This window comes from Kribbella sp. NPDC043289 (assembly GCF_056436705.1).
In genome coordinates this window covers 131,636-145,258 of the sequence record NZ_JBWKCB010000010.1, presented here as the reverse complement: position 1 = coordinate 145,258, position 13,623 = coordinate 131,636, and the positions used below count along the sequence as shown (strand labels likewise).

Here is a 13,623-nt window from a genome sequence, read left to right as displayed (position 1 = left end):
GGGGCGGTGAGTGCACATCGAGACGACGACGCCGTGAAGCGGTACACCGAGCAGTTCGGCAACCTGCTCGCCGACACCGGCTGGCCGCGGATGGCGGGCCGGACGTTCGCCGCGATCCTGTCGAGCGTGTCGGGCCGGATGACCGCCGCCGAACTCTCCGAGCAGCTGCAAGCCAGCCCCGCCGCCGTCTCCGGCGCGGTCAACTACCTGCTCCAGCTGCGCCTCGCGACCCGCGAACGCGAGCCCGGCAGCCGCCGCGATGTGTACGTCGTCCAGGACGACGCCTGGTACCAGACGATGATGACCGAGGACGCGTCGCTCGGCCGCTGGTCCGAATCCCTCCGCAAGGTCCTCGACGCCTCCGGCGAAGGCACCGACGCCCACCGCCGGATCCGCGTCTCCCTCGGCTTCATCGACTTCATCAACGAAGAGGTCAAAGGCCTCAGCGAACGCTGGATCAAACGCAAAGCCGAACTCGACGCCGAAATAGACGCAGAGCTCAACGCCGGCTGACCGAGCGCCCGGTCGCGCGCGGGACACCAGCGGCGTACTGCGGCGCACACGGGATCAGCGGCGTACCGCGGGGGCCTTGGACAGGATCTCGTGGGGGGACACAGGTTATTTCCTGTTCAACGCCACCGTAGGCAGGCGTCAGCCCCGGGTTCTGGCTGTCCACAGGTGGAAATTCATCCGTCGGCGAGCTTCGCGACGACTGCATCTTGTCGGTATGAATCCGAAGTTGAGCGTGCTCGCCGGCGCCCGCGGCGGCTGGTTCTGCCGTGCGGACGCGACCGAGTCCGGATACAGCGACAGTGAGCTTCGGCGAAGACTGCGGTCCGGGCAGTGGTCGCGGCTGTCCCGCGACGTGTACGTCGAGGACGCGCCGCGGCCCGATGGAGAGGAGCCTTGGGAGAGGGCCAGACGACTACATCTAATGAAGACCCGCGCCGTGATCGGGAGGATGGGGCCTGGGGTGATCGTCAGCCATCAGTCCGCCGTCCTGCTGCACGGGCTGCCGAGCTGGGGGCTCGATCTCGCGAAGGTGCACGTGACCAAGGCGAGCGGCCGAACGCGATCCGATGCCGTCGCCGCGGTGCACCGCTCGCACTTCTCCCCAGGCGAGATCACCGTGGTGAACGGCATCCCGGTCACCAGTGCCGCCCGCGCAATCGCCGAGACAGCCTGCGCCTCGTCGTACGAAGTCGGCGTCGTACTGGGAGACGCGGCGCTGCACCAGAAGCTGGTGACGGTCGACGCACTCACGACAACCGCCGACCGGCACGAGTGCTGGCGTGGTTCCCCGGCCGCGCGAGCTGCGGCGCGATTCGCCAACGGCCTCAGTGAATCGGTCGGCGAGTCACGGCTCCGGGTCCTGATGGCGAACCAGGGTCTACCGACGCCGGAGCTGCAGGTCGAGATCCGTGACCACCAAGGCCGATTCGTCGCCCGAGTCGACTTCCTGGTGGCACCCCGTGGTGTAGTCGAGTTCGACGGAGCAGCGAAGTACGGCGACAACTCGGACGCCATCGTCGCCGAGAAGTGGCGCGAGGACCGCCTCCGCGCCTGCGGATATCACGTCGCCCGCGTGAGCTGGGCCGACCTAGACCAACCCCACACGACCGCCAACCGCATCCGCAACTGCGGCAGGAATTGGGGCTGAGCCCAGGCAGCAGGTGGCTTGAACAGGTTATTTCGGGTGGTGTGGCACCGGTTCCTGTTCACGGCCCCGGGACCAGGCAGGGGCGGATGCTCCGGAGGGCGGAGCGCGGGCGACTGGAGCGCGGGCGCGCGGAGCGGAGGCGGTGCGGGGCCGCAGCGGCGCCGGCGCGGGGTTGCGGCAGCGCGGAAGGTGGTGCGGGGCGTAGTTGCGGCAAGAACTGGGGGTGAGCCCAACGGGCGGGGGGCTTGAACAGGTTATTTCGGGTGCTGTGGCACCGGTTCCTGTTCACGGCCCCGGGTTAGGGCTCGTAGATGGTGAAGATGGTGCAGTAGAGCGGGGGTGACTCCAGGCCGGGGTAGTACAAGCGGCCGGCTTCGTCGGTGATTTTGAAGTAGGCGGTGGAGGCGCCTACTTGGGACGGGGACTGCAGGGTCATCGCGACCGTGACGATCTCGCCGGGCTCGGCGTCGGGGACGCGTTCGCGGGCCGGGGAGCGGAGCCAGCCGGGGGTGCCGGCGGCGCCTTGGCGGGTGAGCCAGCGGTCGTGCCAGGAGGCCTGGCCGCTGTTGCGGAGTACCCAGGTCTTCTCGAAGGTCTCGTCGCGGCGCACCTGCATGCCGTCCGGCACCGTCTCGCCGACCAGCTCGGCGCGGTCGTCGGGGTGGTGGTCGATCGGTACGGATCCGCCGAGCAGGACCGGTTGGACGTGCCGGCGGAAGTCGCGCTGGGACATGTCGCGGCCGGCGCGGACGGCGGCGTCGAGTTCCATCAGCTGGTTGACCAGCGCCTGGTTCGCGCCGAACGAGTCGTCGTACCACTCGATGAGTTCGCGGCTGGGCTTGGTGTGGCCGCGTTCGACGCGGGACAGGTGGCCCTTGTCCCAGCCGGAGTCGGTGGCGGCGCGGGTCAACGGCACCCCGGCGGCCTCGCGCAGCTCGCGCATGCGAGCTCCGATCACGTACCGAGCCTGGGCTGGCCGCACGGCGCACTCTCCGCTCTCGCCGTCACTTATCTACACAAAATACCAAATATCCGTGATTCGGTTCCGTTGCCCACTGCGACAATCCAGTCACGCTCTGATTGTCTGCACAAAGTAGCTGATTCTCCAAGAGAACAGGCCCTGACCATCGCAGTTCAGAGCGAAAGGCAACCATCATGAGGTCCCTCCTTTCCCGTTCGTTCATGCGTCTGACCGCCACCGCCGCCCTGGGCGTACTGGCTCTCGGAGGCGCCGCCCTCCCCGCTACGACCGCAGCAGCCGCACCGGCAGAGACAGCGCCGGCGGCAACGAGCACCGCATCGACCTTCAGCCCACAGTCCCGCGCCGATGACGCGATCGCCTGGTTCTCCTCCCGCAACGGGTCCACGGCGTACCAGGGGTACTGCGAGAAGGCCGTCGAGAACGCGTACGGCACGACCGGCGTGTACGCGTCCGCCATCGCCAACTGGAACGACGCGGTGAACCGTGGCGCCGCGCACAAGGGTGACCTGAACCCGCCGAAGGGCGCACTGGTGTTCTGGAACATCAGCGCCTACGGACACGTCGGCGTGGCCACCGGTGACGGCAACTTCTGGGCCACCAGCGTCAACAGCGCGATCGGCAAGCAGAAGCTGCCGTACTTCAACAACTACCTCGGCTGGGCGCAGCCGAACTTCTGACCGGCCCGACGGCGGCGCCCGACCGCCCCGCGGGCGCCGCCACCAGCCGCCACCAGCCACCACCGCCACTCAGCCACCCCGGCTGCCCCACCAGTGGCTCACCACCTTGTTGCCCACTGCGACAACACCGTCACGGTTTGGTTCCCTGCGAGTACAACTTCACGAAAGGGAACACACCATGCGTACCGCCCTCATGCGCATCACCGCCCGTGTTGCCGTCACCACCCTGCTCGCCGGCGCCACCGCCTTCGGCACCGGCACCCTCACCGCCAGTGCCGCCACCGGCACCGTCGTCACCGACAGCGGAACCGGCGTCGCCATCCGCTCCGGGAACGCGACCAGCTTCGGCACGGTCGGCACCCAACCCAACGGCACCGTAGAGATCGACTGTCAGATCTACGGCGAGCCCGTCACCGGCAAGTACGGCCGCAGCCTCGTCTGGGACCACATCCCCGGCAAGGGCTTCATCACCGACTCCTACGTCAACACCGGCAGCAGCGGCCTGATCGCACCGCTCTGCACCAGCAACCCCCGCGCCGACAAGGCCATCGCCTGGTACGCCGCCCGCAACGGCTCGACCGCCTTCCAGGGGTACTGCGAGATGGCCGCGGAGAACTCGTACGGAAAGACCGCGATCTGGGCCTCCGCCAAGGCCGACTGGAACGATGCCGTGGCCCGCGGCGTGGCACACCGCGGTGATCTGAATCCGCCGAAAGGCGCGCTGGTCTTCTGGGACCTCGCCGCACCGTACGGGCACGTCGGGGTTGCCCGTGGTGACGGGTACTTCTGGGCCACCAGTGTGAACGGGAAGATCGGGCTCGCGAAGCTGCCGTACTTCAACAGCTACCTCGGCTGGGCCTGGCCGAACTTCTGACCTTCCCGAACACGAGCACCCGGACGCGCGTTCCGCCCCTCACGCGTCCGGGTGCTCGACCCTGTCCAGCCAGTCCGCGACCAGCGAGCGGTACGCCGCGACTCCGGGCCCGGGCAGGAAGTGATCCTCCTGATCCAGTACGGCGAACGTCGCGCGCGGGTAGTCGTCGAGGATCGCCCACGCGTCGGCGTACCCGGCGATCACATCCTGGCGGCCGGTCACGATCAGCGTCGGTCGCTCGAAGCGGATCGACGGATCCTCACGCAGCCCGTAGCTGGAGACGTTGCCCTGGATCCGGCCGAGGAACGCGAGGTCGGCAAGCGCTTCGGCCCTGTCGTAGAACAAATGCTGGCGATCGCGCTCCGCCGATGGATCGAGGTGTTCGTCGGTCGGGAGGGTGCGCCGGGAGCGGTCGATGACGATACCCGGTGCCCTGAGCAACAATCCGAGAACGCGCGCGGGGTCGCGCTTGACGAGGCCGCGGGCGTGCAGGGCGCCGGCCGACGTACCGGCGAGGGCGAAGGGCTCGGCACCGATCACCGACGTGATCAGGTCGGCGATCGCGGAGACCATGCCGTCCTGGTCGGTGATCGACGGGACGGCCGGCGACTTGCCGGTGCCGGGCGGGTCGACGTAGATCCGGCGCCAGCCTGAACGGTGCTCGAAGATCGGTTCGTGGACGGCGCGGCCCTCGCCGCCGTCGCCACCCCAGCTGGGCAGGAAGAAGAGCGGCCGGCCTTCGCCCACGGATTCGTAGTGCACGCCCCGACCCTAACCAGCGGCGCGCGAGCTCACCGAGCCTTTCTCTTGGCAGCAGAATCCGGCGGCCGCTCTCCCGAACCGCGCTCGATCAGCGCGCAGGGAAGCACGATCCGCTGCGGCGGCCGGGTGTCAGCACCGGACGCTCGGGCGAGAAGCAACCGCGCCGCGCTGCGTCCGAGTTCGGCGATGTCGGAGGCAACGACCGTGACCGGTGTCGGCAGCATGTCGGCGAGCCGGAAGTCGTCGAACCCGACCACCGCGGGCTCACGACCGAGCTCACCGAGGGCCCGCAGTACACCCTCGGTCAGGAAGTTCGTCGACGCGAAGATCGCGGTCGGCGGATCGGGGCGCAGCATCGCCTCACGGGTCGCCTTCTCGGCGGCTTCAGCGTTGCCCTCGGGCAGCTGGATCACCAGCGACTCGTCGACGTCGATCCCCGCGGCCCGGTGCGCCCGCCGGTACCCGCGCAGCCGGCGGCCGGTCGTGTAGTACGACGGGGCGAGCAGGATCGCGATCCGTTCGTGCCCCTGCGCCAGCAGGTGCTCGGTCGCGAGCCGGCCACCGCCCTCGTTGTCGACCATCGCGATGTCGGCGTCGATCCCGGTCGCGGGCCGGTCGAGGAACACCACCGGGATGCCGGCGCCCTCGAGGAACGAGTGGTCGCCCTGGTCCGGGACGATCATCAGCCCGGCGACCTGCCGGCTCACCAGTTCCTGGATCGCCCGCTTCTCCCCTTCGGGATCCTCGTCGACGGATCCGAGTACGACGGCGTACCCGGACTGCCCGGCGACTTCGAGCGCGGCCTTGGCGATACTCGCGTAGAACGGGTTGGTCAGGTCACCCAGAACGAGTGCGAGACTGGTCGACTTCTTGCCCGGACGGAGCGCGCGAGCGACCTCGTTGCGCTGGAAACCGAGCTCGTCGATCGCCGCCCGGACGCGTTGCGCGGTCTCGTCACGGACGCCGTGGCCACCGTTCACCACACGCGACACCGTGCCGAGGCCGACGCCGGCCCGCCGGGCAACGTCGATCATCGTCGGCCGGATGATCTCCGGCTTGCTTGGAAACGTTTCGGACACGGGGTTGACTTCCTTTTCACGACACGGCATCGTCACCCAACAGTAAAACGTTGGAAACGTTACCGTCCAGGAGGCCGGATGAGTAGTTCTCCTCTAGGCGGATCCACCACCAGAAAGCGCACCCGCGCCCGTGGTGGGATGAGCCGCAACGCCGGCTCCGACGTGAAGGCGGCGTACCTGTTCATCGCGCCCGCGATGATCGGATTCCTCGCCTTCGTGGGTTATCCGCTGATCCGATCGTTCTATCTCGCGCTGACGAAGTACAACGGGTTGACCGACCCGGTCTTCGTTGGTCTCGGCAACTTTCGCCGGCTGTTCACGACCGACCCGGCGTTCTGGCCGGCGATCCGGGCGACCGGCTATCTGGTGTTGCTGTACGTCCCGTTGTCGCTGATCATCGGGCTCGCGCTCGCGATGTTCTGCAACCAGCGCTTCGCCGGTGTCCGGGTGGTCCGGACGCTGGCGTACCTGCCGGTGGTGCTGCCGGCGGTCGCGACGATCACGTTGTGGAAGTTCATCCTCGACCCCCAGGTCGGGCTGATGAACACGATCCTCGACCGGCTCGGACTGCCGACCAGCCTGTGGCTGCAGAGTCCGAAGATGGCGATGCCCGCAGTGGTTCTGGTGATGCTGTGGGGCGTCGGCGGCACGATGATCATCTTCCTGGCCGCGCTGCAGTCGGTGCCGACCGAGTTGTACGAGGCCGCCAAGGTGGACGGTGCCGGTCCGTGGTCGGTGTTCTTCCGGATCACGCTGCCGATGATCAGCCCGATCATGTTGCTGCAGGTGATCCTGCAGACCACGGCCGCACTGCAGACGTTCAACCAGCCGAAGATCCTCACCGGCGGTGGCCCTGGGTTCAGCACCAACGTGCTGATGCTGGGGATCTACAACAACGGTTTCCCGACCCTGGGCAAGATCCCGCAGCTCGGGTACGCCTCGGCGCAGGTGTGGGTGCTGTTCGTGATCATCATCGCCGTGATCGCCCTGACCGCGAAGTTCTCCTCACTCTGGACGTACAGTGACAGCACTTCCGACTGAAGCTCCCCCGGTGACGCCCACGGCCACTCCGGCCGTCCCGCCACCGAAGAAGAACCCGCGAGTCGTCGGTACGACGGCGTGGTACGTCGTCGCGCTGTTCATCTGCGCGGTGATGGTCGTCCCGCTGCTGTGGATGATCACGATCGGGCTGAAGAGCCGGACCGCCGTGTTCGACATCCCGCCGAAGCTGCTGCCGCACGAGTGGACGTGGAGCAACTTCATCGACGGGCCGAAGGCGATCCACTTCCCGAAGCTGTTCCTGAACTCGATGATCATCACCGCGCTCAGCGTGCTCGGCGGGGTGATGACGGCGATGATGGCCGGCTACGCGCTGGCCCGATTGCGGTTCCCCGGGCGGAAGGTGTGGTTCTACCTGTTCGTCGGCAGCATGCTGCTCCCGGGTGTGGTCGGGCTGATCCCGCTGTTCCAGATGTACAAGAGCATCGGCTGGTACGACACCTGGCTGCCGCTGATCGTGCCGGCCTTCCTCGGCGGGAACCCGCTGTTCATCTTCCTGGCCCGGCAGTACTTCCTGGCCATCCCGTACTCGATCGACGAGGCCGCCAAGATCGACGGTGCCGGGCACCTGCGGATCTTCACGCAGGTGATGCTGCCGCTGACCCGGCCGGCCTGGCTGACGATGGCGATCCTCGCGTTCCAGGCGTCCTGGAACGACTACCTGAACCCGCTGGTCTACCTGTACTCGTCCGGCAAGTGGCCGTTGTCGGTGGGTATGGCGGCGTTCGTCTCCCCGTTCGCCGGGAAGACGCCGGACTGGAGCTACTACATGGCCACCAACCTGCTGTACATGCTGCCGCCGCTGATCATCTTCTTCGCCGCGCAGCGCTACTTCATCCAGGGCCTCGGCGCTCTCGGCAGCACGAACCAGAAATAGAGGAGATTCCTTGTGAAGAGGACATTGGGTGTCACCGCGCTGGCGTGCGCGGGGTTGCTGGCGGCGACGGCGTGCGGCGGCGGCTCGGACTCCGGCGGCTCGAGCGGCGGGCCGGTCACCGTCACGGTGATGACGTGGGAGTCGGCGGAGACCAACGCCGCGATCAAGAAGGCGCTGGCGGACTTCAAGGACGACAACATCACGGTCCAACTGCTCGACTCCCCGAGCGGTCAGTACGGCGACAAGCTCGCCTCGCTCACCCAGGCGAAGAAGCTCCCGGACCTGTTCTGGTGCGGTAACGACACCGAGCAGCAGTACACGTCGCAGGGTCTGCTCGTCGACTGGGCGGACAAGATCAAGGAGGGCGACGGCGACTTCAAGGCCGACAAGTTCGTCCCGTCCGCGATCGAGAACTGGAAGACCGCCGACGGCCAGATGGGCGGCCTCCCGTCACTGATGAACACCTACGGCGTCTGGTACAACGCCGACGCGTTCACCGCCGCGGGCATCCCGCTGCCGAAGGCCGGCTGGTCGTGGGACGACATGTACTCGGCCGCCGCAAAACTCGCGAACAAGAACGGGGCGAAATACGGCCTGGTCGCGGACCAGCTGACGTCGGCCGACGGTCCGTTCACGATGAGCCTGTACTCCACCTCGGCGGGCGGCGCACCGTTCACCGACAACGTGAACCACCCGACCAAGGCCGAGGCGGACGACAAGTACAAGGAGGGTGTGGAGAAGCTGGTCGCGGCGATCAAGAACGGCTCCGTCGCACCGCCCGGGTACGACGCCGCGAACGTGCAGTCGCTGTTCGCGGCCGGCAAGGTGCCGATGACGTTCGGCGGGCAGTGGCTGGCCGCCGGGTTCCAGACCGACAAGCCGAAGATCAAGTACGGGTTCGCGCCGTTCCCGCAGGTGCAGACGGCGACCACGCTGTACGACTCGGTCGGCATCTGCACGCCGCAGTACACGAAGGACCAGGACGCGACGTTCAAGGTGCTGTCGTACATCAACACCAAGGTGTGGGACGCCGTTCTGCCGGCTTCCCCGGTGGCGCCGCCGGCGTACACCCCGGCGCAGGCGAGCTACTTCGACGCGCTCACCAAGGCGCAGCAGCCGACGGTCGTCGACACGGTGAAGGCCGACCTGGGTGCGGAGAAGACGGTCGGGGTTCGCTTCACGACCCAGTGGGCCCAGCAGGTGGGTGACCTGACCACGGCCAACTACCAGCCGATCCTGAGTGGCAAGAAGCCGGTCAGCGAACTCCCGACGTACGTCGACAAGATCAACGGATTGATCAAGCAGGGTGGGTAATTTCTAGACTGCTTCCCACAGTGACAGGGCGAAGCGGGCTTCAGTGTCGGTCCACCATGCGGCCGACGTGAAGCCCGCTTTGCTGAGTTCGGCTTCTACTCCGGGGCGGTGGAACTTGGCGGAGATCTCGGTGCTGATCTCCTCCCCCGCCTCGAATCCGACCTCCAGGTGGATCTCCGGGATCAGCACCCGCATCGCCCGGGTGGCGCGCAGGTGCATCTCGATCCACTCGTTGTCCGGATCCCACACCGCCACATGCTCGAACGCGTCCACGTCGAAGTCCGCGCCGAGCTGCCGGTTGATCACCCGGAGCACGTTCTTGTCGAACTCGGCGGTCACGCCGGCCGCGTCGTCGTACGCCGCGACCAGCGTCGCGGGATCCTTCACGAGATCGGTGCCGAGCAGCAGAAACTCGCCGGACTCGAGGACGTCGCGGATCGCGGTGTAGAACGCCTCCCGCTCGGCCGGGATCAGGTTGCCGATCGTGCCGCCGAGGAACGCGACCACCCGCGGCGGATCACCCGGCAACTTGTCCAGGTGCGCGGTGAAGTCACCGACGACACCGTGGACGTCGAGCTTCGGGTAGTCGGTGTTGATGGCGTCGGCCGCCTCGCGCAGCGCGGACTCCGAGACGTCCAACGGCACGAACGACGTCAACGTGCCGTGGTCGCGCAGCCCGTCGAGCAGCAGCCGGGTCTTCTCCGACGACCCCGAACCGAGCTCGACCAGCGTGTGCGCGTTGGTGATCGTCGCGATCTCACCGGCCCGGGCCAGCAGGATCTCCCGCTCGGCCCGCGTCGGGTAGTACTCCGGCAGCCGCGTGATCTCCTCGAACAGCTCGCTCCCCCGCGCGTCGTAGAACCACTTCGGCGGCAACCACTTCGGCGTCGCCGTCAGCCCCGCCCGAACGTCCTCCCGCAGCGCCTTAGCCGCGTAGTCCGGAGTCAGATGTACGTCGATGAGGGTCACGCTGGTCCTTCCATCGGGGTGATGTGGAGGGTGGTGGCGGTGGCCACGAGCAGGGAACGATCGGGTACTTCGGTCCAGTCGCCGCTCGATGGTTCGGAGGCGGCCGTGATGGAGTCGTCGGTCCGGCGGACGTGCAGCGAGTGGGTCCAGGTGGTCGCGATCAGTTGCTCGCCGTCGGTCAGCAGGACGTTGAGGCGCGAGCCCGGTGCGGCGGCCTCGACGTCTCGCACCACCGACGCGACCGCGTCCTGTGCGGAATGGGTGGCGAAACGGGCGGTGATGAGGGCGAACAGGAGGGCCGAGTCGACCGGGGCGTCGAGTTGGAGCAGGTCGGCGACGGGGAGCTGTTCGGCGAGTTTCACGGTCGAGTCGGGCCAGCCGGTGATGCGGCCGTTGTGGCTGAACGCCCAGTTGCCGCGCGTGAACGGCGCGACCGCCGCCTCGGTGTGCGGCATCCGGTCGGTCCCGTTACGCACCGCGGCGACGACCGCGCTGGAACGAATCGAGCCGGCCAAGCCGGGCAGGTTGTCATCCGTCCAGATCGGAACGTTGCGCCGGTACCTCACGAGCTGGTGGTCGACGTACCAGGCGAGGCCGTAGGCGTCGGCGTTGACTGTGCCGCCGCCGCGCATGTCGGTGGGGGCCCAGCTTTGCTCGTAGAGGGAGTGGTCCGGTTCGAGCACCAGGGCGGCGAGGGTGACCGGAGGACCGAGGTACGCCAGGTGGCGGCACATCAGGACTGCAGCTCCTCGGGGCGGGGGTCGCGGGCGCAGCGGAAGCCGGCGAAGATCTGTCGGCGGATCGGGTAGTCCCAGTTCCGGAAGGTGCCGCGGGCAACGACCTCGTCGGTGCCGAAGGAGCCGCCGCGGAGGATCTTGTAGTCCGGCCCGAAGAACACCAGTGAGTACTCGTCGTACGGCCACGCGCGGAACCCGGGGTACGGCGTGAAGTCGCTCGACGTCCACTCCCAGAGGTCGCCGATCAACTGCTCCACGCCCAGCGGCGACGCCCCCGCCGGGTACGCCCCGACCGGCGCCGGGCGCAGGTGCCGCTGCCCGAGGTTCGCGTGTTGCGGACCCGGCGACTCGTCACCCCACGGGAACCGCCGCGTCCGCCCCGAGGCCGGGTCGAACCGCGCCGCGAACTCCCACTCCGCCTCGGTCGGCAGCCGCTTGCCGGCCCACTTCGCGTACGCCTCCGCTTCGTAGAAGCAGACGTGCATCACCGGCTCGTCCAGCGGCAGCCGCTCCTGGTGACCGAACCGCAACCGCCACCACTCGCCGTCGACGGTCGACCAGAACCGTGGCGCGACCAACGATGCCTTCTGAACGTGCGCCCATCCGGCCTCGGACCACCACTGCGGATCGTCGTACCCACCCGAGAGCACGAAGCTCAGGTAGTCCCCGTTCGTCACCGGCACCGTGTCGATCACGTACGGCGCGACGTGGACGGCGTGCGCCGGTCGCTCGTTGTCCAGCGCCCACGGCTCGATCGACGTACCCATCTCGAACACACCGCCCGGCACGAACACCTCGGCCGACGGCACCGCGCGACCCGGAGGCGGCGGTGGCGCGTCCAGCACGGGGGCACCGGCGCGCAACTGGTGGGTCGCCAGCATCGTCTCGTCGTGCTGCTGCTCGTGCTGCGCGATCATGCCGAACGCGAACGCGTTGTCCACCAGCTCACGCCCGGCGTCGAACTTCACATGATCGAGTACGTCGAGAACCTTGTCCCGCACCTCGGTCACATACGCGCGGGTCTCGACCGGCCCGAGCAGCGGCAGCGACGGCCGGTCCGCGCGGGCGTGCTGGAAGGCGTCGTACAACTCGTCGATGTCCTGGCGCAGTGGCTCGCGGCCGCCGACGTCGCGGACCAGCCAGAGCTCCTCCTGGTTGCCGACGTGCGCGTAGTCCCAGACCAGTGGCGACATCAGCTTCGAATGCTGCTTGACCAGGTCGTCGGTGTCGACCGCGTCGGTCAGCTGCACGGTCCGCGCCCGGGACCGCTCGAGCTGCTCCGCGACAAACGTACGCAAGCCCTCCGGCGAGAGTTCGGAGAGTTGGTGATTCATGAGGCTCGCCTTCCTTGGGTGTTGTCGACGATGCGCTGCAGCCGGGTCGCGACCGCAGCGACGAGTTCGGAGTCCGCACCGGTCCGGTCCAGCAGCTCGGTCCCGAGGGCCACCACGTCGCGGGCGGCCCGCAGTACCAAGGTGTCCTTCAGCCCTTCGCGGGCCGCGGGGAACCAGCGACCGGCGGCCGGCTCGGCAGCGGCCAACACCCGGTCGAGCGGACTGGACATCAGTGCGGTGAGCAGCAGGGTCGGGGCGATCCACCCGTCCCCCGGCTGCGCGTCGAGGTAGCGCACCTCGAGGTATCCGCGCGGTCGCACCGGCGGGAAGAGCGTGGACAGGTGGTACTCCAGGTCGTCGTACGTCGGTCTGTCGCCGGGCAGCTGTCCGTCCGCCCAGGCGCCGAAGGTCAGTCCGACGGGCGCGTTCCAGCTGTCGCCCCGGCGCAGGCACAGCACCGGCGCCTCCATCGCCATCCGGGCCCAGGCCGCGGCCGGGTCGCCGTCGAGCGGCGGCGGCTCGGTGAACGGGGCGCAGGTCCCGAAGGTCGCCTCGGTCCGCGCCGACGCCCAGCCGGTGTCCGAACCGGCGCGGCGGCGGGAGTTCGCGAACAGGCCGACCAGGGTGGGGCCGAGATCGTGCAGGGCCCGCCAGCGCAGCGCGGTCTGGTCGGCCTCGCCGGCGTCGAGGCAGACCTGCAGGCCGGCGGTGCTGCACATCATCCGTGGTCCGTGTGGGCCGACGCGCTGGAAGGCGTGTTCCATGGCCGCGTAACGCGGGACGGTGAGGATGCGGCGGGGTGCGCGGAAGGGGTCCAGGCCGTAGGCCCCCGGGACCAGGTCCGCGTCGAGGAGAAGAGCGGTGAGCTCGGCGGCATCGGCTGCGGTGTCGTCGATCAGCCGGGGGACCGAATCCGATGCCGGAAGAGAGATCTCGACCTGGCCACCCGGCTCAACGGTGACCAGGGCGCCCCGGCCCAGTGGCAGCTGCGGACTGCCTCTCACCAGGGTCGCCGGGGCGTGCACGCCCAGGGCTTTGCTCAGTCGGCCGGCGTCGAGGGGCCGGTGCGGATCCTCCGCGTGATGCACGGTCCATTCGAGTTCGACGCCGTACAGCCGGGGTGGACCGTGCTTGAAACAGACCATCGCGACGTACCCCTCCGCCTCGGCGCGGGAGCCGATCGGAGTCGTCGCCGGAGAACCACCGGGCGAGGTCACGTCAGCGAACCTAGCTCCGGGTCGGGGACTGGACAACCGACCAGGAAATTACCGGTCGGTGACGCCTGGGCAGCGGGTCGAC

Annotated in this window: 14 protein-coding genes; 7 read left to right on the top strand and 7 right to left on the bottom strand. The window is 68.4% G+C overall.

Annotated features, from left to right (window positions below; translation table 11 throughout):
* Window positions 1–6: 6 nt before the first annotated feature.
* Entirely contained in the window at window positions 7–513 is a 507-nt protein-coding gene (locus AC0662_RS38110) for a GbsR/MarR family transcriptional regulator (protein ID WP_452200075.1), read from the top strand.
* A 214-nt stretch (window positions 514–727) separates the two neighbouring features.
* Window positions 728–1,660: a type IV toxin-antitoxin system AbiEi family antitoxin domain-containing protein gene (locus AC0662_RS38105; protein ID WP_452200073.1), complete on the top strand. Its 933-nt coding sequence runs from the start codon at window positions 728–730 to the stop codon at window positions 1,658–1,660.
* Window positions 1,661–1,958: 298 nt separating this feature from the next.
* On the opposite strand, the gene AC0662_RS38100 is transcribed toward AC0662_RS38105, so the two are convergent.
* Window positions 1,959–2,603, bottom strand: a complete 645-nt coding sequence (locus AC0662_RS38100) for an NBR1-Ig-like domain-containing protein (RefSeq protein WP_478306770.1) — start codon at window positions 2,601–2,603, stop codon at window positions 1,959–1,961.
* A gap of 239 nt (window positions 2,604–2,842) precedes the next feature.
* Here AC0662_RS38100 and AC0662_RS38095 point away from each other — a divergent pair, with 239 nt between their 5' ends.
* A complete protein-coding gene (locus AC0662_RS38095) occupies window positions 2,843–3,319 on the top strand; it encodes a CHAP domain-containing protein (RefSeq protein WP_452200070.1) in 477 nt (158 codons plus the stop codon).
* A 178-nt stretch (window positions 3,320–3,497) separates the two neighbouring features.
* The gene (locus AC0662_RS38090) at window positions 3,498–4,193 is read left to right on the top strand and encodes an SH3 domain-containing protein (protein ID WP_452200068.1); all 696 of its coding nucleotides are present in this window, start codon (window positions 3,498–3,500) and stop codon (window positions 4,191–4,193) included.
* A 39-nt stretch (window positions 4,194–4,232) separates the two neighbouring features.
* Here AC0662_RS38090 and AC0662_RS38085 read toward each other — a convergent pair whose 3' ends face one another.
* Window positions 4,233–4,955, bottom strand: a complete 723-nt coding sequence (locus tag AC0662_RS38085) for an alpha/beta fold hydrolase (RefSeq protein ID WP_452200066.1) — start codon at window positions 4,953–4,955, stop codon at window positions 4,233–4,235.
* Between the two features lie 29 nt (window positions 4,956–4,984).
* A complete protein-coding gene (locus AC0662_RS38080; protein WP_452200064.1) occupies window positions 4,985–6,034 on the bottom strand; it encodes a LacI family DNA-binding transcriptional regulator in 1,050 nt (349 codons plus the stop codon).
* A 78-nt stretch (window positions 6,035–6,112) separates the two neighbouring features.
* On the opposite strand from AC0662_RS38080, the gene AC0662_RS38075 reads away from it, so the two are divergent.
* Genes AC0662_RS38075 through AC0662_RS38065 form a run of 3 tightly spaced genes read left to right on the top strand, consistent with a single transcriptional unit; the run spans window position 6,113 to window position 9,284 of the window.
* Window positions 6,113–7,075, top strand: a complete 963-nt coding sequence (locus tag AC0662_RS38075; RefSeq protein WP_478306767.1) for a carbohydrate ABC transporter permease — start codon at window positions 6,113–6,115, stop codon at window positions 7,073–7,075.
* A 10-nt stretch (window positions 7,076–7,085) separates the two neighbouring features.
* The gene (locus tag AC0662_RS38070) at window positions 7,086–7,970 is read left to right on the top strand and encodes a carbohydrate ABC transporter permease (protein ID WP_478306765.1); all 885 of its coding nucleotides are present in this window, start codon (window positions 7,086–7,088) and stop codon (window positions 7,968–7,970) included.
* Between the two features lie 12 nt (window positions 7,971–7,982).
* Window positions 7,983–9,284 carry an ABC transporter substrate-binding protein gene (locus tag AC0662_RS38065; protein ID WP_452200059.1) on the top strand — a complete coding sequence of 434 codons (1,302 nt, stop codon included), beginning with the start codon at window positions 7,983–7,985 and terminating at the stop codon, window positions 9,282–9,284.
* Window positions 9,285–9,287: 3 nt separating this feature from the next.
* Here AC0662_RS38065 and egtD read toward each other — a convergent pair whose 3' ends face one another.
* From egtD to AC0662_RS38045, 4 genes are read right to left on the bottom strand one after another with little or no spacing between them, the layout of a single operon-like run.
* Window positions 9,288–10,253, bottom strand: coding sequence for an L-histidine N(alpha)-methyltransferase (egtD, locus tag AC0662_RS38060; RefSeq protein WP_478306763.1), 966 nt, complete (start codon window positions 10,251–10,253; stop codon window positions 9,288–9,290).
* Entirely contained in the window at window positions 10,250–10,987 is a 738-nt protein-coding gene (gene egtC / locus AC0662_RS38055) for an ergothioneine biosynthesis protein EgtC (RefSeq protein ID WP_452200055.1), read from the bottom strand. The genes egtD and egtC overlap by 4 nt, the downstream gene beginning before the upstream one ends.
* Window positions 10,987–12,324 (bottom strand): ergothioneine biosynthesis protein EgtB, encoded by a 1,338-nt coding sequence (gene egtB, locus AC0662_RS38050; RefSeq protein WP_478306761.1) that lies wholly within the window; start codon window positions 12,322–12,324, stop codon window positions 10,987–10,989. The genes egtC and egtB overlap by 1 nt, the downstream gene beginning before the upstream one ends.
* Window positions 12,321–13,541 carry a glutamate-cysteine ligase family protein gene (locus AC0662_RS38045; protein ID WP_452200052.1) on the bottom strand — a complete coding sequence of 407 codons (1,221 nt, stop codon included), beginning with the start codon at window positions 13,539–13,541 and terminating at the stop codon, window positions 12,321–12,323. The genes egtB and AC0662_RS38045 overlap by 4 nt, the downstream gene beginning before the upstream one ends.
* Window positions 13,542–13,623: the final 82 nt, after the last annotated feature.

Excerpts from the sequence above, each read along its gene's own strand:
- egtB (WP_478306761.1), bottom strand. The coding sequence starts at position 12,324 with ATGAATCACCAACTCTCCGAACTCTCGCCGGAGGGCTTGCGTACGTTT.
- AC0662_RS38095 (WP_452200070.1), top strand. The coding sequence starts at position 2,843 with ATGCGTCTGACCGCCACCGCCGCCCTGGGCGTACTGGCTCTCGGAGGC.
- AC0662_RS38105 (WP_452200073.1), top strand. The coding sequence starts at position 728 with ATGAATCCGAAGTTGAGCGTGCTCGCCGGCGCCCGCGGCGGCTGGTTC.
- egtC (WP_452200055.1), bottom strand. The coding sequence starts at position 10,987 with ATGTGCCGCCACCTGGCGTACCTCGGTCCTCCGGTCACCCTCGCCGCC.
- AC0662_RS38090 (WP_452200068.1), top strand. The coding sequence starts at position 3,498 with ATGCGTACCGCCCTCATGCGCATCACCGCCCGTGTTGCCGTCACCACC.
- AC0662_RS38075 (WP_478306767.1), top strand. The coding sequence starts at position 6,113 with ATGAGTAGTTCTCCTCTAGGCGGATCCACCACCAGAAAGCGCACCCGC.
- AC0662_RS38100 (WP_478306770.1), bottom strand. The coding sequence starts at position 2,603 with ATGCGCGAGCTGCGCGAGGCCGCCGGGGTGCCGTTGACCCGCGCCGCC.